Source organism: Streptomyces sp. NBC_00328, assembly GCF_036139655.1.
Taxonomy (GTDB): domain Bacteria; phylum Actinomycetota; class Actinomycetes; order Streptomycetales; family Streptomycetaceae; genus Streptomyces.
Genome location: NZ_CP108013.1, coordinates 3174567 through 3195681 on the forward strand (window position 1 = coordinate 3174567; position 21115 = coordinate 3195681).

19 protein-coding genes and 1 riboswitch are annotated in these 21115 nt (G+C 69.6%); of the genes, 6 read left to right on the top strand and 13 right to left on the bottom strand.

The window, feature by feature from the left end:
- Positions 1-387: 387 nt before the first annotated feature.
- Complete coding sequence (locus OG485_RS13920) at positions 388-1737, bottom strand: NYN domain-containing protein (protein ID WP_328668639.1); 1350 nt, start codon at positions 1735-1737, stop codon at positions 388-390.
- A 35-nt stretch (positions 1738-1772) separates the two neighbouring features.
- On the bottom strand, positions 1773-2012 hold the full coding sequence (locus tag OG485_RS13925) for a hypothetical protein (protein ID WP_261706939.1): 240 nt from the start codon (positions 2010-2012) through the stop codon (positions 1773-1775).
- Between the two features lie 152 nt (positions 2013-2164).
- Between OG485_RS13925 and OG485_RS13930 the strand changes: the two genes are divergently transcribed.
- Both OG485_RS13930 and OG485_RS13935 read left to right on the top strand, forming a co-directional pair.
- Entirely contained in the window at positions 2165-2920 is a 756-nt protein-coding gene (locus OG485_RS13930; RefSeq protein ID WP_328668640.1) for a rhomboid family intramembrane serine protease, read from the top strand.
- Positions 2921-2962: 42 nt separating this feature from the next.
- Positions 2963-3244 carry an Lrp/AsnC family transcriptional regulator gene (locus OG485_RS13935; RefSeq protein ID WP_037624013.1) on the top strand — a complete coding sequence of 94 codons (282 nt, stop codon included), beginning with the start codon at positions 2963-2965 and terminating at the stop codon, positions 3242-3244.
- Between the two features lie 39 nt (positions 3245-3283).
- Here the strand turns inward: OG485_RS13935 and OG485_RS13940 are convergent, their stop codons facing one another.
- The 6 genes from OG485_RS13940 to ctaE all read right to left on the bottom strand — a co-directional run bounded on the left by OG485_RS13940 (position 3284) and on the right by ctaE (position 10480).
- Positions 3284-4645, bottom strand: coding sequence for an aminotransferase class V-fold PLP-dependent enzyme (locus tag OG485_RS13940; RefSeq protein WP_328668641.1), 1362 nt, complete (start codon positions 4643-4645; stop codon positions 3284-3286).
- A 193-nt stretch (positions 4646-4838) separates the two neighbouring features.
- A riboswitch (SAM riboswitch) is annotated at positions 4839-4955 on the bottom strand.
- A gap of 85 nt (positions 4956-5040) precedes the next feature.
- Positions 5041-6105: an anthranilate phosphoribosyltransferase gene (gene trpD / locus OG485_RS13945; RefSeq protein ID WP_328668642.1), complete on the bottom strand. Its 1065-nt coding sequence runs from the start codon at positions 6103-6105 to the stop codon at positions 5041-5043.
- A gap of 170 nt (positions 6106-6275) precedes the next feature.
- Positions 6276-7916 carry a cytochrome bc1 complex cytochrome b subunit gene (gene qcrB, locus OG485_RS13950; protein ID WP_328668643.1) on the bottom strand — a complete coding sequence of 547 codons (1641 nt, stop codon included), beginning with the start codon at positions 7914-7916 and terminating at the stop codon, positions 6276-6278.
- On the bottom strand, positions 7913-8989 hold the full coding sequence (qcrA, locus tag OG485_RS13955; protein WP_328668644.1) for a cytochrome bc1 complex Rieske iron-sulfur subunit: 1077 nt from the start codon (positions 8987-8989) through the stop codon (positions 7913-7915). The genes qcrB and qcrA overlap by 4 nt, the downstream gene beginning before the upstream one ends.
- The gene (gene qcrC, locus OG485_RS13960; protein ID WP_328668645.1) at positions 8986-9795 is read right to left on the bottom strand and encodes a cytochrome bc1 complex diheme cytochrome c subunit; all 810 of its coding nucleotides are present in this window, start codon (positions 9793-9795) and stop codon (positions 8986-8988) included. The genes qcrA and qcrC overlap by 4 nt, the downstream gene beginning before the upstream one ends.
- 64 nt (positions 9796-9859) lie before the next feature.
- On the bottom strand, positions 9860-10480 hold the full coding sequence (gene ctaE, locus OG485_RS13965; protein ID WP_261706947.1) for an aa3-type cytochrome oxidase subunit III: 621 nt from the start codon (positions 10478-10480) through the stop codon (positions 9860-9862).
- 202 nt (positions 10481-10682) lie between these two features.
- On the opposite strand from ctaE, the gene OG485_RS13970 reads away from it, so the two are divergent.
- Positions 10683-11084 (top strand): hypothetical protein, encoded by a 402-nt coding sequence (locus OG485_RS13970; RefSeq protein ID WP_261706948.1) that lies wholly within the window; start codon positions 10683-10685, stop codon positions 11082-11084.
- A 32-nt stretch (positions 11085-11116) separates the two neighbouring features.
- On the opposite strand, the gene OG485_RS13975 is transcribed toward OG485_RS13970, so the two are convergent.
- The 4 genes from OG485_RS13975 to ctaC all read right to left on the bottom strand — a co-directional run bounded on the left by OG485_RS13975 (position 11117) and on the right by ctaC (position 15606).
- Positions 11117-12388 carry a L,D-transpeptidase gene (locus OG485_RS13975; protein WP_328668646.1) on the bottom strand — a complete coding sequence of 424 codons (1272 nt, stop codon included), beginning with the start codon at positions 12386-12388 and terminating at the stop codon, positions 11117-11119.
- A gap of 130 nt (positions 12389-12518) precedes the next feature.
- Positions 12519-12917, bottom strand: coding sequence for a cytochrome c oxidase subunit 4 (locus tag OG485_RS13980; protein ID WP_328668647.1), 399 nt, complete (start codon positions 12915-12917; stop codon positions 12519-12521).
- Complete coding sequence (gene ctaD / locus OG485_RS13985) at positions 12914-14644, bottom strand: aa3-type cytochrome oxidase subunit I (protein WP_328668648.1); 1731 nt, start codon at positions 14642-14644, stop codon at positions 12914-12916. Before ctaD ends, OG485_RS13980 begins: the two co-directional genes overlap by 4 nt.
- Entirely contained in the window at positions 14641-15606 is a 966-nt protein-coding gene (gene ctaC / locus OG485_RS13990) for an aa3-type cytochrome oxidase subunit II (protein WP_328668649.1), read from the bottom strand. The genes ctaD and ctaC overlap by 4 nt, the downstream gene beginning before the upstream one ends.
- 297 nt (positions 15607-15903) lie before the next feature.
- Here ctaC and OG485_RS13995 point away from each other — a divergent pair, with 297 nt between their 5' ends.
- Positions 15904-17286 carry a cysteine desulfurase/sulfurtransferase TusA family protein gene (locus OG485_RS13995; RefSeq protein WP_328668650.1) on the top strand — a complete coding sequence of 461 codons (1383 nt, stop codon included), beginning with the start codon at positions 15904-15906 and terminating at the stop codon, positions 17284-17286.
- Between the two features lie 155 nt (positions 17287-17441).
- Here OG485_RS13995 and OG485_RS14000 read toward each other — a convergent pair whose 3' ends face one another.
- Positions 17442-18416, bottom strand: a complete 975-nt coding sequence (locus OG485_RS14000; RefSeq protein WP_328668651.1) for a carbohydrate kinase family protein — start codon at positions 18414-18416, stop codon at positions 17442-17444.
- Positions 18417-18549: 133 nt separating this feature from the next.
- Between OG485_RS14000 and OG485_RS14005 the strand changes: the two genes are divergently transcribed.
- Positions 18550-18771, top strand: coding sequence for a hypothetical protein (locus OG485_RS14005; protein ID WP_328668652.1), 222 nt, complete (start codon positions 18550-18552; stop codon positions 18769-18771).
- Between the two features lie 208 nt (positions 18772-18979).
- The gene (locus OG485_RS14010; RefSeq protein ID WP_328668653.1) at positions 18980-21112 is read left to right on the top strand and encodes a hypothetical protein; all 2133 of its coding nucleotides are present in this window, start codon (positions 18980-18982) and stop codon (positions 21110-21112) included.
- Positions 21113-21115 lie beyond the last annotated feature (3 nt).

Genomic DNA, 21115 nt, shown 5'->3' on the forward strand with positions numbered 1-21115 from the left:
AAATCCAAACCTGAAAATTCTTTGTCACGGAGCGCATTCTTTGCCATCAACTCACCAGCAGTGATGTCCGCTTGACACTACGTCGCGTGAACATCCGGCGAATTGGGGCATCAGGCCCAGACGTTACGCATGGTGCGTACGCGACTCACGCGACTTAGGCCACCGATCGCCGCGCGCGTGAAACCCGGTCCCCGGAGAGCGGGATGAGACTCCGGAGCGGGCACGGAAGAGCCCGCGGAACATGACGAACGGGAGGAAGCACGCGGAAGGATCCATGCCGGAGGAAAGGCGCGAAACGGGCGCGAGGGGATCGCGAAAGGAACCCGCGGGAGTCGCGAGGGGATCGCGAGGGGGGACGTACGACGGGAACGTGCCCGCGGGAGTCGCTCAGCCGCGCGAGAAGCGCTTGAGGAGCACCACGGACGCCACCGGCCGGGCGCCCGCCTTGGCGATCCCGTCCGCGACCTCGCGGTCGGTCGAGACCACGATGACCGGCCGGCCGGGCGGCTCGGCCCGAACGAGCTGACGGATCAGCTCGTCGGCCGTGATGCCGGGCTTGGAGAACAGCACCCGCACCCCGCGCGGAGGCGCGAGCAGCACCGGCGCGAGCAGTTCGGCCCCGTCGAAGACACAGGTGACCTCGGCGCCTGTCTGCGCGGCCAGCTGCGAGAGCTGTCCGAGCAGCCGCAGCCGCTGCTTCTCCAGCGGCATCTGGGGATAGCCGGTCTTGGTGACGTTGTAGCCGTCGACGACCAGATGCGCCTGGGGCAGTGCGAGCAACTGGTCCAGGATCGCGGGGTCGTTCTCGGACAGAGCGCGGGCGGCGATGTCCTTCGGGGTCATCCGTCCCGGCTCGACCGCCTCGACCGTCTCCGCGGGCCGCACCGAGACGGGAGGCAACGCCAGTTCCCGGCGCAGCCCCTGGGCCGCCTCCAGCACGGTGTCGAGCAGCAGGCGCATCCGCATGTCCTCGACGCTGCGCCCCTCCCGGGCCGCCTTGCGGGTGGCCTCCAGGGCCGCCTCGGCCTCCGAGAGACGCGCCTTGAGCCGCCGCGTCTCGCTCTCGGCCGCGGACACCCGGGTCTGGCTCTCCGCCTTCGCCCCGTCCGTCTCGGCCTGGAGCTTGCGCAGGGCCGCCTCACCGCGCTTGACGTCACTGAGAGCCCCGCGCAGCTTGCGCTGAAGCGATTCCGCTTCCTTGCGGGCCGCTTCCAGCTCCGCGCGCAGCCGTTCGGTCTCGTCACGCGTCTGCCCGCGGGCCTCCGCGAGTTCCGCGCGCAGCCGGTCCAGTTCGGCGCGGCTCTCCTCACCGGCGCGCTCGGCGTCCGCCCGCAGGGCCTCCTCGCCCGCGGCGGTCACCAGCTTCACCCAGCCGGCGGGACGCACGACATAGGCCGCGGCCGCCACGTCCAGCGGATCCGCGGCCGGGGACGGCGCGCCCGAGTCGAGAGCGCCGACGAGCTCCGGCTGGGCCTCTCTGAGCTTCTCGGCGATGCGCTGTCTGAACAGCGGGTCCGTCTCCAGCGCCGAGGCCATCGCGTTGCCGGCGAACTTGGCACGGCGATTCGGGGCGAACCGGGCGTACTGCCGCAATTGTGTGGGCAGTTCGGACATCGTCAGCCCGCCGAAGCCGTCCGAGACGATCTGTACGACGCGTCGGCGCACGCCGTCGGGCAGCGGACGGTCGAGCACCTCGGCGGTGCCGTCGTCCGGCTCCCCACCCGTGGTCTCCACCATCCGTTCACCCCAATATCCGTGCGGGGCCCGCTCCCTCAGGAGCCGGCGCCCGGCCTGTCCACGAGTTCGACCTGATCCACCGCGTTGCACCAACGGCACCGCACCGACTCGATGGTCTCACTGACCACCTCGCGCTCCTCGACCTTGGGCTCACCGGCCAGGTCCAGGTGCACATACTCGACGACCTTCGACGAACGGGTCACGTCGAAACGCGTGAGGTTGCCGCAGAGGGCGCAGCGCCAGCGGGTCTTGGCGTCGGGCAGGGGAACTGTCATAGGGCAGCCGCTTTCCTTCTCGTGTCCGTCCGGCGCCGGTTTCCCGGTGCTATGGCTCGTAACCCTACGGCCTGGCGGGTACTCGACGCTCGGCCGTCCGCGGCGGCGAGGCGGTCCGTGCGCATCGGTGCGGTTACGTCATGCTCTGCACCATGATCGGCAATTGGAGTGCGACGGTCGGCAGGGCGCTGCGGGGCCGGCCGGCGCCGGTGACGTACGCGCTGATCGCCCTGTGCTGTCTGATCTTCGTGATCGGTCCCGCCTCGGGCCTGGATCCCGCGTACGGCACCGGGGACGAGCTGCTGGTCGCGCAGCGGGCCTATTTCCGCCGCTGGGGCGTGGTGCCGGCGGCCCTGTTCGGCGGGGCCCCCGGCGAGGCGCTCACCCCCGCGACCGCCCTGTTCATCCACGGAAGCTGGCTCCATCTCCTGGGCAACATGCTCTTCTTCTACGTCTTCGGGCTCATGACCGAGGAGCGCATGGGCCATCTGGAGTTCGCCCTCTTCTACCTGGGCTGCGGCTATCTGGCCCTGCTCGGCTACGCCGCCGCCAACGCGACCTCGCAGCAGTCCCTGGTCGGGGCCTCCGGGGCGATCTCCGCGGTGCTCGGCGCGTTCCTGTACCTGTTCCCCAGGGCCCGGGTGACCAGTCTCTTCCCGTTCCTGTTCTTCCTGCCGCTGCGGTTCCCCGCCTGGGTGGTGCTGCCGTTCTGGTTCACGCTCCAGTGGCTGGCGGCCGGCCGCAGCTCCCCGGGCCCCGGAGTCGCCTATCTGGCCCACCTCGTGGGCTTCTCCCTGGGTTTCGTCTACGCGTGGGCGCGGTTCCGGCCCCGAAGGCCGCTCGCGCCCGTTCGGGGGGTGCTGCCGGGGCCCCCGGTGGAGCGGCCGGGCCAGGTGGACCGCGAGTAGGGTGAGATCCCCAGCAGTGGCCCCCTAGGGAGAGAACCAGCCGTGATCACCGCGATCGTCCTCATCAAGACCAGCGTGGACCGGATCCCCGAGATCGCCGAGTCGATCGCGTCCCTGGAGAGCGTCAGCGAGGTCTTCTCCGTCACGGGCACCTACGACCTGATCGCCATGGTCCGGGTCCAGGCCCACGACGACCTGGCGGACGTCATCCCCGGCAAGATCAGCAAGATCCCGGGCGTCGAGGCGACGGACACGCACGTGGCGTTCCGTACGTACTCCCAGCACGACCTGGAGGCGGCGTTCGCGATCGGTCTCGACTCCTGACCGACGCGGCACCGCCTCCGGGCGAGGCCGCCGTGGGCGTCAGACCGCCGGGACGCAGCGGCCGTCCTCGGTGCGGTACTGCCAGCGCGCGCCGTCCCTGACGAGTTCGCGCACCGCGCGGACGAAGCGCTCGACGTGCTCGTCGGGGGTACCGGCGCCGAAGCTGACGCGGATGGCGTTGAGGGACTTCTCCCCGGGCGCCGCCTCGGGGGCTCCGCACTCCCCCTGGGTCTCCGGGGCGCTGCCGAGCAGCGTGCGGACGAGCGGGTGGGCGCAGAAGAGGCCGTCGCGGACGCCGATGCCGTACTCGGCGGAGAGCGCGGCCGCGAAGTGCGAACTGTTCCAGCCCTCGACGACGAAGGAGATGACGCCGACCCGCGGGGCGTCGTCGCCGAAGAGGGACAGGACCCGGACCTCGGGGACCTCGGCGAGGCCCGCGCGGACGGTACGGATCAGGTGCCGCTCACGGGCGAGAAGGCTGTCGAAGCCCTCCTCGGTGAGCGCCTTGCAGGCCGAGGCGATCGCGTAGGCCCCGATGACGTTCGGCGAGCCGGCCTCGTGCCGGGCGGCGCTGTCGTGCCACTCCACGTCCACGCCGCCGTCCGTGCGCCGGGTGACCTTGCGGCTGGCGCCGCCGCCCGCGAGGTACGGGTCGGCCTCGCGCAGCCAGTCGGAGCGGCCCGCGAGGACACCGGAGCCGAACGGCGCGTACAGCTTGTGCCCGGAGAACGCGACCCAGTCGACGTCGAGGTCCTGGACCGACACCGGGTGGTGCGGGGCGAGCTGCGCGGCGTCGAGGACGATGCGGGCGCCGTGGGCGTGGGCGGCGGCGGCCAGCTCCCGCACCGGCCACAGCTCCCCGGTGACGTTCGAGGCGCCGGTGACGCAGACCAGGGCCGGTCCGTGAGGGTCGCGGGCGGCGAGGGCGTGCTCCAGGGTGGCGACGGCCTCGCCCGGGGTGCGCGGGGCGTTCAGGTACGTCACCCGGGCGTCGCGCCAGGGCAGCAGCGAGGCGTGGTGCTCGGTCTCGAAGACGAAGACCTGGCAGTCGGCCGGGAGCGCGGCGGCGAGCAGGTTGAGCGAGTCGGTGGTGGAGCGGGTGAAGACCACCTGGTCACCGGCGCGGCAGTCGAGAAACTCCTCGACGGTCCTGCGGGCGTTCTCGAAGAGGTCGGTGGAGAGCTGCGAGAGGTAGCCGGCGCCCCGGTGGACGCTGCCGTAGTAGGGCGCGTACGCGGCCACGTCGTCCCACACCCGCTGGAGGGCGGGCGCGCTGGCGGCGTAGTCGAGGGCCGCGTAGGTCACCTCGCCGCCGGTGACGAGCGGGACGGTGACATCCCGGCCCAGAACGGCCAGGGGGGCACAAACGGACTGGTCGGCGGCAACGGTGGAGACAGACATGGCGAGCTCCTGTGAGAGGCAGGCGGGATCACCGCGCGAGCCGGCCGCCCGGAGGCAGGGCTGGGCTCAGCGCGGGAAAAGGTGAAAAGGGTGTGCGGAGGCGGGGCTCGGCGCCCTATCGCATTCGCTTGCTCACAGAAGGCTCCCTCGAACGACCAGGACCCCTGGTTGCATCCGCCCGGAGGACGGGAGGGGTCCGCGCTTGCCGTAGGCCTCGCTGCCTACGACCTGGTCTTCACCCGGGGCACCCCGCCACGGACGGAGGGTTGCCGGACAGCCGGCCGGGGCCTGATGGCTGTCACTCATGACCTGATACAGCATCTTGCCAGAGGATCTTCCACGCGCAAGGCGCAGTCCGGATTCTGGACTGCGCCTCGCTCCGTGTCACCGGTGGATCAGGCGTTGCTGGCGGCCACCCAGCGCTCCAGGGTGCGCTTCGCGGCCCCGGAGTCGATCGCCTCGGCCGCCTTCTCCATTCCGTCGCGGAGCTGGTCCGCGAGCGGCGCGCCGGTCGGCGACAGGGCCACCAGGGCCGCCGCCGAGTTCAGCAGGACCGCGTCCCGTACGGGCCCCCGCTCGCCGTCCAGGAGGCGCCGGGCGACCTCCGCGTTGTACGAGGCGTCGGCGCCGCGCAGGGCCTCCACCGGGACGATGTCGAGCCCGACGTCGCGCGGGTCGAAGCGCTCCTCGGTGACCTTGCCGTCGCGGACCACCCAGACGTGGGAGCCCGCGGTGGTGGTCAGCTCGTCGAGGCCGTCGTCGCCGCGGAAGACGAGCGAGGAGTTGCCGCGCTCGGCGAACACGCCCGCCACGATCGGCGCCATCCGGGGATCGGCGACGCCGACCGCCTGGGCCTTCACGCGCGCCGGGTTGGTCAGCGGACCGAGCACGTTGAAGGTGGTCCGGATGCCCAACTGACCGCGGGCCGCGGCCACATGACGCAGCGCCGGGTGGAACTTGACCGCGAAGCAGAAGGTGATCCCGGCCTCCTCGGCCACCTCGGCCACCCGTTTCACCGGCAGTTGGAGATTGACGCCGAGCTTCTCCAGGACGTCCGACGCGCCGGACGCGGAGGACGCGGCCCGGTTGCCGTGCTTGACGACCTTGGCGCCGGTGCCGGCCACCACGATCGAGGACATCGTGGAGATGTTGACGGTCTTCGCGCCGTCGCCGCCCGTTCCGACGATGTCGACGGTGTGTCCGGGCACCTCGATGACATTGGCGTGCTCGTACATCGCCCGGACGAGTCCGGTGATCTCCTGGACGGTCTCGCCCTTGGCCCGCAGGGCCACCACGAACCCGGCGATCTGCGCGTCGGTCGCCTCGCCGCGCATGATGCGGTCCATCGCCCAGGCCGTGTCGTCCGCGCTCTGGTCGCGGCCTTCGAGCAGGCCGTTCAGTACCGCGGGCCAGGAACGGCCCGCCGCGGTGTCGCCTCCAGCGGGGTTCACAGCGCTCATGGTCGCTCCTGGGTTCGTGGGTCACGCGGTCGCGGGTGACACGGGTCGTGGGTGACGCGGGGTGGATCGCCCCGCAGCACCGGGTGAGTCCACCCTATCCAGCCCGGAGGACGGCAAAGAGCCCCGTCCATGTCATGGACGGGGCTCCAGCCGTGGCGAACAGCCGGGGATCAGTGGTGGCCGTGGCCGCTCGTGATCTCCTTGTACTCCTCGACGGTGGGCTTGGGGATCTGGCCTTCCTCCCCGTAGAAGCCCTGGCTCATCTTGGCGCGCAGCTTCTGCGTGCCCGAGACCTTGCGCTCGACACCGTTCTCGTCGACCGTCGGGCCGATCTCGGCCGGCTTGTACTGCTCGTGCGCGGTGAGCGTGTGCAGCGCGTCCTGGCTGAGCGGCTCGTGGACCTCGATGAACTCACCGTGCGGCAGGCGCTTGATGATGCCCGACTCGCGGCCGTGCAGCACCTTGTCCCGGTCCCGGCGCTGGAGGCCGAGGCAGATCCGCTTGGTGGCGATGAAGGTGAGCACCGGCACGACGAAGAACGCGATGCGCACGAACCAGGTGATCGAGTTGATCGACAGGTGGAAGTGCGTGGCCCAGATGTCGTTGCCGCCGCCGACGAGCAGGACGAAGTACCAGCTGATCCAGGCGGCACCGAACGCGGTCCGGGTCGGGACGTTGCGCGGGCGGTCCAGGATGTGGTGCTCGCGCTTGTCGCCGGTGACCCAGGACTCGATGAACGGGTAGACCGCGATGGCGACCAGGACCAGCGGGAAGATCACCAGCGGGATGAACACGCCCAGGACGAGCGTGTGACCCCAGAGGTTGATCTCCCAGCCCGGCATGACACGGATCAGGCCTTCGGAGAAGCCCATGTACCAGTCGGGCTGGGCGCCCGTGGACACCATGTCCGGACGGTACGGACCCATGGCCCAGATCGGGTTGATCGAGGCGATCGCCGCGATGACCGCGATGACACCGAAGACCAGGAAGAAGAAGCCTCCGGCCTTGGCCATGTAGACCGGCAGCAGCGGCATGCCGACGACGTTGTTGTTCGTCTTGCCGGGGCCCGCGAACTGCGTGTGCTTGTGGTAGAAGACCAGGATCAGGTGGCCCACCACGAGGCCGAGCATGATGCCCGGCAGCAGCAGCACGTGCACCGAGTAGAAGCGGGCAACGAAGTCGCCGCCCGGGAACTCGCCGCCGAACAGGAAGAACGACAGGTACGTGCCCACGATCGGCACGGACAGGACCGCGCCCTCCATGAAGCGGACACCGGTGCCGGAGAGCAGGTCGTCCGGGAGCGAGTAACCGGTGAATCCGGTGAACATGCCGAGGACGAACAGCAGGAATCCGAAGACCCAGTTGACCTCACGCGGCTTGCGGAACGCACCCGTGAAGAACACGCGCATCATGTGCACGAACATGCCGGCGAGGAAGATCAGCGCGGCCCAGTGGTGGATCTGACGGATCAGCAGACCACCGCGCACATCGAAGGAGATGTGCATGGTCGAGTTGAACGCCTCGGACATCAGCTGGCCCTGCAGCGGGACGTAGCTGCCGTGGTACTCCACCTCGTTCATCGACGGGTGGAAGAACAGGGTCAGGTACACACCCGTGAGGATGATGATGATGAAGCTGTAGAGGCAGACCTCACCCAGCATGAACGACCAGTGGTCGGGGAAGATCTTGCGCATGTTGGACTTGGCCAGGGAGTAGATCCCGAGGCGTCCGTCCGCCCAGTCGGCCACCCGCTCACCGGCGGGTGCCTTCTCGCGCGAGGAGCGCGAGTCGGAGGTGGTGGTAGTGCTCATCCGCGCTCCCAGAATGCAGGACCGACGGGCTCCTGGAAGTCGCTGAGCGCCTCGAGGTAGCCCTCAGCGTTCACGCCGATCTGCAGCTGCGGCAGGGCGTGACCCGCCGGGCCGAAGATGACCCGGGCACCGTCGGAGAGGTCGAAGGTGGACTGGTGGCACGGGCACAGCGCGTGGTGCGTCTGCTGCTCGTACAGGGAGATCGGGCAGCCGACGTGGGTGCAGATCTTCGAGAAGGCCACGATGCCGTCGTAGGACCACTCGACTTCCTGCTTGTCCTTGATGTCGTCCGGCTGGAGCCGGATGACCATCAGGGCCGCCTTGGCGATCTCCTTCTGGAAGTCCTCGTCGTGCTCCTCCAGGCCCTCGGGCTTGGCGAAGGTGAGCGAACCGACGGCCAGGTCCGAAGGACGCAGCGGCTCGTTCGTGTTCATGTTGACGAGAAGCTTGCCCTTGGACCACAGCGTGTGGCGCAGCTTCGTGCCGGGCAGCGGGCCGAGGTCGCGCAGCAGCATGACGCCGGAGAGCGGGAACAGGGCCAGCGCGCCGAACATCGTGTTGCGGATCAGCTTGCGGCGGCCGAGCGCGGACTCCTTGGCGCCTTCCTTGAAGTCGGCCAGGACCTTGGCCTTGACCGCGGGCTCCGCCTCGATCGGGTGGCGCTCGTCGGCGATCTCCACGTCGGACATCAGGGTGCGGGCCCAGTGGACCGCGCCCGCGCCGATCGCGAACAGCGCCACGCCGAGGCACATGCCCAGCGCGAAGTTCAGCGCGCTGATGTGCCCGAGCGGGAACACGTAGACCGACTTGTCGTTCGGGATCGCCACGTAGGAGGCGATGAAGCCGACGGTGGCCACCATCGACAGCACGAACAGCATGGCGACCAGACGCTCGGACCGCCTGGCGGCCCGCTCGTCGATGTCCTGGATGCGGTGCTCGTGGGGCGGCAGCCCCGGGTCCGCGAACGGGTTCTGCTCGTCCGCGACGGCTACCGGACCGTGACCGTGACCGGCGTGGTCGTCGGAGGCCCGCTCAGCGGGCACGTTCTCTTCTGGAATGTCTTGGCTACTCATGACTTCTTGGCCTTTGCGGTCCGAGCGGCGACCCAGACGGCGACGGCGACCAGGGTTCCGAGACCGAAGACCCAGCCGAACAGGCCCTCGCTGACCGGCCCGAGGCCGCCCAGTTCAAGACCGCCCGGGCTCTCGGTGTCGTCACCGTTGACCGCGTCGAGGTACGCGATGATGTCCTGCTTGTTCTTCTCCGTCAGCGTGGTGTCGGGGAAGGACGGCATGTTCTGCGGGCCCGTCTGCATGGCCTCGTAGATGTGCTTCGGGTCGACACCCTCCAGGCTCGGCGCGTACTTGCCGTGCGTCAGCGCGCCGCCCTTGCCGGTGAAGTTGTGGCACTGGGCGCAGTTGGTACGGAAGAGTTCACCGCCGTTGGCGATGTCCGCGCCCTCGGGGCTGACCTGGTTCTTGGTCGGGATCACGGGGCCGGCGCCGAGCGAGGCGACGTAGGCCGCCATCTGGTCGATCTCGGCCTGCGTGTAGATGACCTTCTTGCGCGGGATCTGAGAGCCCGGCTGCTGGGCCGGCATACGGCCGGTGCCGACCTGGAAGTCGACCGCCGCGGCGCCCACACCCACCAGGCTGGGACCGTCGGAGCTGCCCTGACCGCCGGTTCCGTGGCAGCTTGCGCAGCCCACGGAGTACAGCTTCTGGCCCTCGGTGATCCCGAGGGACTGGGCGGTTTCGTCGGCCTGCGCCTTGCTCGCGGGTGCGAACGCGGCGTACAGCCCCCCGGTGGCCGCCAGCGCGAGGAGTAGGACGACGACCGCCGCCAGCGGATGGCGTCGTCGTGCGGAGAGCTTTTTCACGGATTACCCCGGTGTCAGGATCTTCTGCGTCGGTGCTTCTGGATGTTTCGGGCGGTGGGCCCGATTACTTGATCAGGTAGATCGTGGCGAAAAGGCCGATCCAGACGACATCGACGAAGTGCCAGTAGTAGGACACGACGATGGCGGCGGTCGCCTGCTCGTGAGTGAACCTCCGAGCCGCGTAGGTGCGACCGAGGACCAGCAGGAAGGCGATGAGTCCGCCCGTCACATGCAGTCCGTGGAAGCCGGTGGTCAGGTAGAACACCGAGCCGTACGGGTCGGAGGAGAGCGAGAGCCCGTCCTTCGTGACCAGTTCGGTGTACTCGAAGACCTGACCGCCGATGAAGATCGCACCCATGATGAAGGTGACGATGAACCACATCCGGAGCTTCTTCACGTCCCCGCGCTCGGCGGCGAAGACGCCGAGCTGGCAGGTCAGGGAGGAGAGCACCAGGATCGTGGTGTTCGTCGCCGAGAACGGAAGGTTCAGGCTGGACGCCATTTCCTTCCAGTGATCCGGCCCGGTCACCGATCGCAGGGTGAAGTACATCGCGAAGAGGGCCGCGAAGAACATCAGCTCGGAACTCAGCCAGATGATGGTTCCGACGCTGGTGAGGTTCGGCCGATTGACCGACGGGTGCGCGTGCCCGGTTTCTACTGTCGTTGCTGTCGCCACGACCGACATTATGTCGGTCGCTTATCCCGCCCTCACGCCGGGGGGTGCCGTTCGGGGTGTTGACCGGGTGTGTCCAGCCCGGATGGACCATCGAAGCCGTGTCCGAACCGGTGCTGACGAGGTGTTCAAGGGAGTAGCATCCGCGCATCGGGCCGGGGACGATCAGCCCGATCGCACGATGTCCGTACGACGCTGACGTCTCGGAGGAAGAATGCAGCCGACCGCCACGGTGCTGGTCTACAGCGACGACTCCAACACCCGCGCGCAGGTGCGGCTCGCCACCGGGCGCAGGCCCGCCCCGGACGTTCCCCTCGTCGAGTTCATCGAGTGCGCGACGCCGGCCGCCGTCATCAAGGAGCTCGACAAGGGCGGCATCGACGTCTGTGTGCTGGACGGCGAGGCGGTGCCGATGGGCGGCATGGGGGTGTGCCGGCAGATCAAGGACGAGATCTTCAACTGCCCGCCCGCGCTGGTGCTCATCGGGCGCCCGCAGGACGCCTGGCTGGCCACCTGGAGCCGTGCCGACGCCGCGGTGACCCTACCGGTCGACCCGGTGGAGTTCGCCGCCTCACTGGCCTCCCTGCTGCGTCGCAGGAACCTTCTGAGCGCCTGAGGAACCCGCGCCCCCACCGTGGGGGCGCGGCCTCACACGCTTTCGGGGCGCAGTCTGGCGCGCTGGGCCGGGTTCGGGGCGTCCGGGGACCCGGCCATCAGCGCGCTGCCGTCGCGCCAGTTCTTCCAGTCGAGGTTCCAGTCGCCGAACCCGTTGCCGAACGCGTCCATGGTCTTGCCGTCGGAGTTGACGACCTTGACTATGTCGCCCTCGTTGAACGTGTTGAAGAACCATTCGGCGTTCTCGGTGCTCATGCCGGTGCAGCCGTGGCTGACGTTGGCGTACCCCTGGGAGCCGGTCGACCAGGGCGCGGCGTGGACGTACTCGCCGCTCCAGGTCACCCGGGTCGCATAGCGCACCTCCAGGTCGTAGGAGTCCGAACTGCCCTCGGCGATGCCGATGCTGGTACCGCGCATCCGTACGAGGGACTCCTTGCCGAGTACGACCTTGACGCCGTTGCGCGTGTCGAAGCCGGGCTTGCCCGTGGTGACGGGGATCCGCTTGATGTCCTGGCCGTTGCGGTAGACCGTCATGGAGTGGGTGGCGGCGTCGGTCAGGGCGATCAGGCGGTCGCCCGTGGTGATCTTCACAGTCTTGGCGTCGCCGCCCCAGAGGCGTTCGCCGATCCTGACGCCGGCGAGGTTGCTGTGGGCCGTCAGGGTGGCGTGGGCGGGCCAGTACTCCTTGGGCCGGTAGTGCAGCGTCTTGTCGTCCACCCAGTGCCAGGCGCCGTCCACCGCGGGGGTGGAGTCGACCCTGAGGGCGCGTTCGACGATCGTGCGGGCCGCCTTGTCCTTGACGGGGGCGCTGAGTTCGGCGGTTATCGGCTGACCGACGCCGTACTTGCCCGCCTTGGGACCGAATGCGACGTTCAGCAGCTTCTTCGTCTTCGGCGTGCTGGTGTCGAAGCCGATGACCTTGCGGCCGGGGGCGCCGTCCTCGTCCTCGGTGCTCACGCTCACCGTGTAGTGGGCGCCTGCGGCGAGTGGCGAGGTGCTGTGCCAGCGGCTGCCGTCGGCGGCCAGTTCGCCCGCGACATGGCGTCCTGACGCGTCCGTGGCGGTCACGTCGGTGATGCGCCCCTCGTCACTCTCGGAGGTGATTTCCAGGGGCTTGTCGGGGTCGACCTTGGTCTGCTTCTTGCTGTCCTCGGAGAGGCCCTTGAACGAGATCTGTCCCGCCGCGTCGTACGGCTTCGCCGAGAGCGGGTGGTCGTCGGAGCCGCAGGCGGCGGCGCCGGCGCCGAGGGCGACCACCAGCGCGGTGCAGCTGACGACCGTGCGGATTCGCGGTGAGTGGTTCATGAGTCCACGCTATGAACGTCCGTCAAGCACGGCGCGCCGGGTGAGCCGAGCGAGGGACGGAAGTCACGGCAAACGAGGGAGCCCGGACACTCCTGACGGAGTGTCCGGGCTCCCGTGCGTATCGCGGGTGCTACTGGGTGCGGTTCTCACCGTGGTAGTACTCGAAGACCCAGCCCCACAGGCCGAGCATGATCAGCGGCGCCGAGAAGTACAGCAGCCACCAGCCGAAGACGACGCCCATGAAGGCGAGCGCGCCGCCGACGCCGAGCGAGAGCGGCTGCCAGCTGTGCGGGCTGAAGAAGCCCACTTCGCCGGCCTCGTCCGCGACGTCGGCCTCCTTGTCGTCCTGTGCCATGGCGTCGACCCGCCGGGCCGTGAAGGCCAGGTAGTAGCCGATCATCATGCTCAGGCCGAAGCCCATGAAGAGGGCCGTGGTGCCGGCCGGCTCCTTGGACCAGACGCCGTAGACAACCCCCATGATGAGGATGAACAGCGCCAGCCAGATGAACATCTTGCCTTGGACCTTCACTTGCCGGCCTCCTTTCCGCCAGGAAGGGCCGACGAACCGTGACCGGCGTTCTCGAGCTGGTCGAGAGCGGCGATCTCCGGGTGGTGCAGGTCGAAGGCCGGGGATTCACTGCGGATCCGCGGCAGGGTGAGGAAGTTGTGCCGCGGCGGCGGGCAGGAGGTCGCCCACTCGAGCGAACGGCCGTAGCCCCACGGGTCGTCGACCTCGACCTTCTTGCCGTACTTGGCCGTCTTCCACACGTTGTAGAGGAAGGGCAGGATCGACAGGCCGAGCAGGAACGAGCTGATCGTCGAGATCGTGTTCAGCGCGGTGAAGCCGTCCTGCGCGAGGTAGTCCGCGTAACGACGCGGCATGCCCTCGGCACCCAGCCAGTGCTGCACCAGGAACGTGCCGTGGAAGCCCACGAACAGCGTCCAGAAGGTGACCTTGCCGAGACGCTCGTCGAGCATCTTGCCGGTCATCTTCGGCCACCAGAAGTGGAAGCCGGAGAACATCGCGAACACCACGGTGCCGAACACCACGTAGTGGAAGTGCGCCACCACGAAGTAGGAGTCGGACACGTGGAAGTCCATCGGCGGCGAGGCCAGGATGACGCCGGTCAGACCACCGAAGGTGAAGGTGATGAGGAAGCCGACGGCCCAGAGCATCGGTGTCTCGAAGGACAGCGAGCCCTTCCACATCGTTCCGATCCAGTTGAAGAACTTCACGCCGGTCGGTACGGCGATGAGGAACGTCATGAAGGAGAAGAACGGGAGCAGAACGCCACCGGTGACGTACATGTGGTGCGCCCACACCGTCACGGAGAGACCGGCGATCGCGATGGTCGCGCCGATCAGGCCCATGTAACCGAACATCGGTTTGCGCGAGAACACCGGGATGACTTCGGAGATGATGCCGAAGAACGGCAGGGCGATGATGTACACCTCTGGATGGCCGAAGAACCAGAAGAGGTGTTGCCAGAGCAAGGCTCCGCCGTTTGCCGCGTCGAAGACATGCGCCCCGAATTTTCGGTCCGCCTCCAGGGCGAACAGCGCCGCCGCGAGGACGGGGAAGGCCAGCAGCACCAGAACCGCGGTGAGCAGCACGTTCCACACGAAGATCGGCATACGGAACATCGTCATGCCGGGAGCGCGCATGCAGATGATCGTGGTGATGAAGTTGACCGCGCCGAGGATGGTGCCGAAGCCGGAGAAGGCCAGACCCATGATCCACATGTCGGCGCCGATGCCCGGCGAGCGGACCGCGTCCGACAGCGGGCTGTAGGCGAACCAGCCGAAGTCGGCCGCGCCCTGCGGGGTGAGGAAGCCGCCGACCGCGATCGTCGAGCCGAAGAGGTACAGCCAGTAGGCGAACATGTTCAGCCGCGGGAACGCCACGTCGGGCGCGCCGATCTGCAGCGGCATGATCCAGTTCGTGAAACCGGCGAACAGCGGCGTCGCGAACATCAGCAGCATGATCGTGCCGTGCATCGTGAACGCCTGGTTGAACTGCTCGTTCGACATGATCTGCAGTCCGGGACGCGCCAGCTCGGCGCGCATGAGCAGCGCCATGACGCCGCCGACCAGGAAGAACGCGAACGACGTGACCAGATAGAGCGTGCCGATCGTCTTGTGGTCAGTGGTGGTGAGCCACTTGATCACAACACTGCCGGGCTGCTTGCGCCGCACCGGCAGCTCGTTCTCGTACGAGTCTTCGGCGGCACCCTGGGGTTCGTTGAGGATGCTCACAGGTTGTTCGTCTCCCGGTTCTTCTCGTGGCCCGTCTGCTCAATGCCGGCCGGGACGTAACCGGTCTGTCCCTTGGTCGCGAGCTCCTTGAGGTGGGCCTCGTAGCGCTCGGGGGAGACGACCTTCACGTTGAAGAGCATCCGGGAGTGGTCGACGCCGCACAGCTCGGCGCACTTGCCCAGGAAGGTGCCCTCACGGTTGGGGGTCACCTGGAAGGCGTTGGTGTGCCCCGGGATGACGTCCTGCTTCATGAGGAACGGCACCACCCAGAAGGAGTGGATGACGTCGCGCGAAGTGAGGACGAAGCGGACCGTCTTGCCCTTGGGGAGCCAGAGGGTCGGACCGGGGTTGCCCGTCTGCGGGTTCCGCGTGGCGGGGGTGCCGACGTCGTAGACACCGCCGGCGTTCGCCGGGAAGTCCTTCTTGAACCGGTCCGGAATGGCGGCCAGGTTCGGGTCGGTCTTGGCGTTCCCGGAGGAACCGGGGACGTCCTCGATGTAGTTGAAGCCCCAGCTCCACTGGAAGCCGACCACGTTGACCGTGACGTCGGGCTTCGGCTTGAGGCTGAGGAGCTTCGTCTCGTCGCGTGCCGTGAAGTAGAACAGCACGGAGACGATGATGAGCGGGACCACCGTGTACAGCGCCTCGATGGGCATGTTGTACCGGGTCTGCGGAGGAACTTCGACCTTGGTCCGGCTGCGCCGGTGGAAGATGACGCTCCACAGGATCAGGCCCCAGACCAGCACGCCCGTGGCGAGCGCGGCCGCCCACGAGCCCTGCCAGAGGGAGAGGATCCGCGGAGCCTGCTCCGTGACCGGGGTGGGCATACCAAGGCGGGGGAAGTCTTCCCAGTTGTACGAGCAACCAGTGGCTGTCGCCAGGACCAGGCCCGCAGTCATTGCCTGCAGCAGCTTCCGCCGCATCGGGCGCCGCGGCGAGCGGTCGGAGCCGTTGGGACTCACGTAGCGCCTTCCCGAGAGTCTCGCCCGCGCTGTTGGCTGCGGCCTTCTCGCTGGTCGGTCGCCGCCCTGCGTCGGGCAGGGGTTTGGATGTTTATGCGGACCAAACCCTACTGGACGCTATTTGGGGTCGCGCGGGGAGGGTGCCCAACGCGCCGCCCTACTCCCCGAAGGAGTGCTGTTTCGCCTGCAAGGCCATGTCAGGACACCTGGAATGCCCCGGTCCGGATGACTTCTGACGCCCCCTTGGAAGGGTGGGCGACGGCCAATCGTTGCCTGTCGCGGAGCTAGCGTGGGGGCGTGTCCTACTTCGACGCCGCGTCCGCGGCCCCGCTGCACCCCGTCGCCCGGCAGGCCCTTCAGGCCTCGTTCGACGAGGGGTGGGCCGATCCCGCCCGCCTCTACCGTGAGGGCAGGAGGGCCCGGCTGCTCCTCGACGCGGCGCGCGAGGCGGCGGCCGAGGCGGTGGGCTGCCGTCCCGACGAACTGGCCTTCACCACCTCCGGCACCCGCGCGGTGCACTCGGGGATCGAGGGTGCCCTGGCGGGCCGGCGGCGCGTCGGAGACCACCTGATCGTGTCAGCCGTCGAACACTCGTCGGTCCTCCATTCGGCGGACGCCCACGAGGCGTCGGGCGGTGCGGTGACCCGCGTTCAGGTCGAGCGCACCGGACGGGTGTCCCCTTCTTCCTATGCCGAGGCCCTGGTTCCGGGCACCGCGCTGGCCTGCCTCCAGTCCGCCAACCACGAGGTGGGCACGGAGCAACCGGTGGCGGAGGTGGCACAGATGTGCCGGGAGGCGGGGGTGCCCCTGCTGGTGGACGCGGCACAGTCGCTGGGCTGGGGGCGGGTGGAGGGCGACTGGTCCCTGTTGGCCGCGAGTGCCCATAAATGGGGCGGCCCCTCGGGTGTCGGACTCCTCGTCGTACGCAAGGGCACGCGGTTCGCGCCCCAAGGGCCCGCGGACGAGCGGGAGTCGGGGCGGGCGGCCGGCTTCGAGAACATCCCGGCGATCGTCGCCGCGGCGGCCTCGCTGCGTGCCGTCCACGCGGAGGCGGCGGCGGAGGCGGTACGGCTGCGGGAACTGACGGAGCGGATCCGGGCGCGGGTGCCCGCGCTGGTGCCGGACATCGAGGTGGTCGGCGACGCGGTCCGCCGGCTCCCGGGGATCGTCACCTTCTCCTGTCTCTATGTCGACGGAGAGACCCTGCTGCACGAACTGGACCGCGCGGGCTTCTCGGTCTCCTCGGGCTCGTCCTGCACGAGCAGCACCCTGACCCCCAGCCATGTCCTGAAGGCCATGGGTGTCCTGAGCGAGGGCAATGTGCGGGTGTCGCTGCCGCCCGGCACCGGCGAGGAGGACGTCGACCGCTTCCTGTCGGTGCTCCCGGGCGTGGTCTCGGGGGTCCGCGAGAAGCTGGGGGCGCCGGCGGCGGTGTCGAAGGTCCCCGCGTCCGTCGACGCGCTGGTGGTCGACGCGCTGGGCAGGCGCTGCCCGATCCCCGTCATCGAGCTGGCCAAGGTCATCGGGGACGTGCCGGTCGGCGGCACGGTCCGGGTCCTGTCCGACGACGAGGCGGCCCGCCTCGACATCCCCGCGTGGTGCGAGATGCGGGGCCAGGAGTACGTGGGGGAGGAGCCGGCGGATCACGGCTCGGCCTACGTCGTCCGCCGGCTGTCGTAGAAGCGCCCCGCGCCCCGGGCCGCCCGGCCTCCGTCGGAACGGGGGCCGTACCGGCCTCCGTCGGAACGCGGGCCGGGCCCGCCTCCGTCGGAACGCGGGCCGGGCCCGCCTCCGTCGGACGGAGGCGGGCCCGGCTCTCGGCCCGGTGAACGGGTCTAGGACAGGTGCGCCTGGACCTCGAGGGCGGCGTCGTCGCCGTACGCCTTGGTGAAACGGTCCATGAAGTGGGCCCGGCTCAGCTGGTACTCCTGGGTGCCGACCGTCTCGATGACGAGGGTGGCGAGCATGCAGCCGACCTGGGCGGCGCGCTCCAGGCCGACTCCCCAGGCGAGACCGGAGAGGAAGCCGGCGCGGAACGCGTCACCGACGCCCGTCGGGTCCGCCTTGAGCTCCTCCTCGGGGCAGCCGACCTCGATCGGGTCGTGGCCGACGCGCTCGATGCGGACACCGCGCGAGCCGAGGGTGGTCACCCGGTGGCCGACCTTGGAGAGGATCTCCTCGTCGCTCCAGCCCGTCTTGGACTCGATGAGCCCCTTCTCGTACTCGTTCGAGAAGAGGAACGTCGCCCCGTCCAGCAGGACCCGGATCTCGTCGCCGTTCATGCGCGCGATCTGCTGCGAGAAGTCGGCGGCGAAGGGGATCGCGCGCGAGCGGCACTCCTCGGTGTGGCGGAGCATCCCCTCGGGGTCGTCCGCTCCGATCAGGACGAGGTCGAGACCGCCGACGCGGTCCGCGACGGCCTTGAGTTCGATGAGGCGGGCCTCACTCATCGCGCCCGTGTAGAAGGAGCCGATCTGGTTGTGATCGGCGTCCGTGGTGCACACGAAGCGCGCGGTGTGCAGCACCTCGGAGATACGCACGGAGGCGGTGTCGACGCCGTGCCGGTCCAGCCAGGCGCGGTACTCGTCGAAGTCGGAGCCGGCCGCTCCGACCAGGATCGGACGGGTACCGAGCTGGCCCATGCCGAACGCGATGTTCGCGCCGACGCCGCCGCGGCGGACATCGAGGTTGTCGACCAGGAAGGAGAGGGAGACCGTGTGCAGCTGGTCGGCGACCAGCTGGTCGGCGAAACGGCCGGGAAAGGTCATGAGGTGGTCGGTGGCGATGGAGCCGGTGACTGCGATACGCACGGCTAGGACACGCTCCTGCGAGGGGAGGGGATTGACACTTAACGCTACCGGGTCCGCACACGGCCCCTGAAGGGCCAAAACTACCCGATAGTAGATCTTTCTTCGTGACGGCAACGGTGCATACGGTTCCGGTATGACGAACCTCAAGGTCCATGGCACCACCCCGCTCGGCCCGGTCGGCGACCTGGAAGGCGATCTGGCGTCGCTGCGTGGCGACTGCGCCCGGATGGCCGGTCACTGGTCGGCCCCCGCGCCTGTCCCGCCGCTCCATGTCTCCCCCTCCCTCATCCACGGGGTGACCGTTCCGCCCGCCTCGGCACGGCTGCTGGACGCGATGTCCGACTACGGCGACTGACCGGCGGCGTCCGGTCGGCGCCGCCGGACGGGTGAGAGTCCGGCGGCGCCGACCGGGTGAAGAAGGGGTGCGCTCGCAGGGAACCGTGCGCTCCCCCGCTGCGTCCCATCGCCGTCCCCCGTAAAAGGGATGCGCCGTACGACCCTGGAGTGCCCGTCATCGACAGGGCCGGGTCGTGGGACAGCAGTGGAGCCGAAGGAGCGATGCGGTGAGCACCGAGCGACCCGACAACGACGCGACCGATCCCGTCAGGGGTCACGCCGAGGGTCCCGTCGAGGGCGCGGCAGAGGACGCCGTCGCGGGTCCTCCGGAGGGCGCCGTCACGGATGCCGCCGAGGAGGCCGCCGCGGATCCCGCCGAGCGGCGGGCCGAGGATGCCGCCGAGGGGCCCACCGAGGACCGGGCCGAGGGTTCCGCCGAGAGCCAAGCCGAAGGTTCCCCCGAGAACGCGGCCGAGGACGCAGCTGAAGGTTCCGCCGAGAACGCGGCCGAGGGTTCCCCCGAGAACGCGGCCGAGGACGCAGCTGAAGGTTCCGCCGAGGACGCGGCCGAGGGTTCCGCCGAGGACGCGGCCGGCGGGGCGGTGGAAGGTGCCGTCGACTCGACCGCCCCCGGCACGTCCGGCACCGTCGCGGGTTCCGGCGAAGGCTCCGGCGAGGTTTCCGCCGAAGCCCCCGCGGGTTCCGACACCGGTGCCGACACGGGCGCCGACGTGCGTGCCGACGTGGGCACCTCGCGAAGCGACGCCGACCATGACGGCGCCGGCAATCATGACGAGGACTCCCGCACCGAGCACCCCGACGTGTCCGTCGCGGGTCCCTTCGCGGACGACGGGATCGGCAGGGCGCGTGGGCGGCACACCCCGATGGCCGTCGCCTCGGTCGTCGCCGCCGTGCTGCTCGTCGGAGGCGGCGGCGCGTACGTCGCGGCGACGGCGTCCGGCGGCGGCCGTTCCGGCACCCCCGCGGCCGACCCCGCTCCCCCGCGCCTGGCCCTCGACGGCTACGCCGCGGCGACCACCGGCAACGGGTCCACGGGCGGTACCGCCGGCATCGCGCCCGGCGAGCCCAACCCCTACGGCACGACCTACCGCGCGAGCGGCACACTCCCCGCGGGACCCGGCTCGGCGCACGTGCGGTGGGCCGAGGGCACGGTGACCCGGGCCGAGGTGGCCCGGCTCGCGAAGGCCCTGGGCCTGGCGGGCACACCCCGGCTCGCCGGGGACGCCTGGACGGTCGGCACGGCCGCGGACGGCACCGAACCCAATCTGCGGGTGACCGCGGACGCACCGGGGACCTGGACCTTCAGTTCCTCCCTGCCGGGAGGCGACAACTGCACCAAGGTCACGGTGTGCGCGGCCGTGGGCTCCGGCTCCAAGTCCGATTCCGATTCCGCTTCCGCGCCGGGTCCGGTGAGCGAGGCGGCGGCCGAGAGGGCTGCCGCGCCCGTGCTGAAGGCGGTGGGCCAGGACGACGCGAAGCTCGACGCGAGCCAGCTCATGAACCGGGTGCGGGTCGTGAACGCCGATCCGGTCGTGGGCGGACTGCCCACGTACGGGTGGACGACCGGCCTGCGGATCGGCCCGGACGGTCATGTCGTCGGCGGCAGCGGCCAGTTGAAGACACCGGTGGAGGGAGACGCGTACCCGGTCATCGGCGCGAAGAAGACGCTGGACCTGATGAACGGGTCGGCGTCGGCGACGGGCGAGGGGCGCATGGGCATCGGCGGCTGCGCCAGCCCCGTACCGCTGAAGGACCGGGACGAGACGCCGTGCGAGCACCCCTCCCCCGCGCCGAAGCCGGAGGCGGTGACCGTCGAGAAGGCCACCTTCGGACTGGCGGCGCAGCGCGCGAACGGGCGGCAGGCACTGGTGCCGTCCTGGCTGTTCGAGGTGCGGTCGCCGGGCGCGCAGGACACGTACACCGTGACGCATCCGGCGGTCGAGCCGGCGTTCCTGGCCTCACCGGAGTCGCCGGCGCCGCCGAGCGCGGATCCGACGCAGCCTCCGGGGCAGCCGTCCTCACCGGCGGCCACCCGTGACGTCGGTGTCCAGGGCTACACGGCCGACGGCAGGGACCTGACGGTCAGCTTCACCGGCGGGGTGTGCGCCGACTACACGGTGTCGGCGAGCGAGAGTTCCGGCAAGGTCACCGTCACCGTGACGGAGAAGCCCTGGAAGAACAAGGTCTGCATCCTGATCGCCAAGATCTACGAGAAGACGGTGCGCCTGGACGAGCCGCTCGGCGGCCGGGAGGTCGTGGGGAGCGACGGCAAGGCGGTCCACCACGGGCGCTTCGGCCTCCCCGGGCCCTCCGCGGCGACGTCGGCCGGGCCCCGCTAGCGG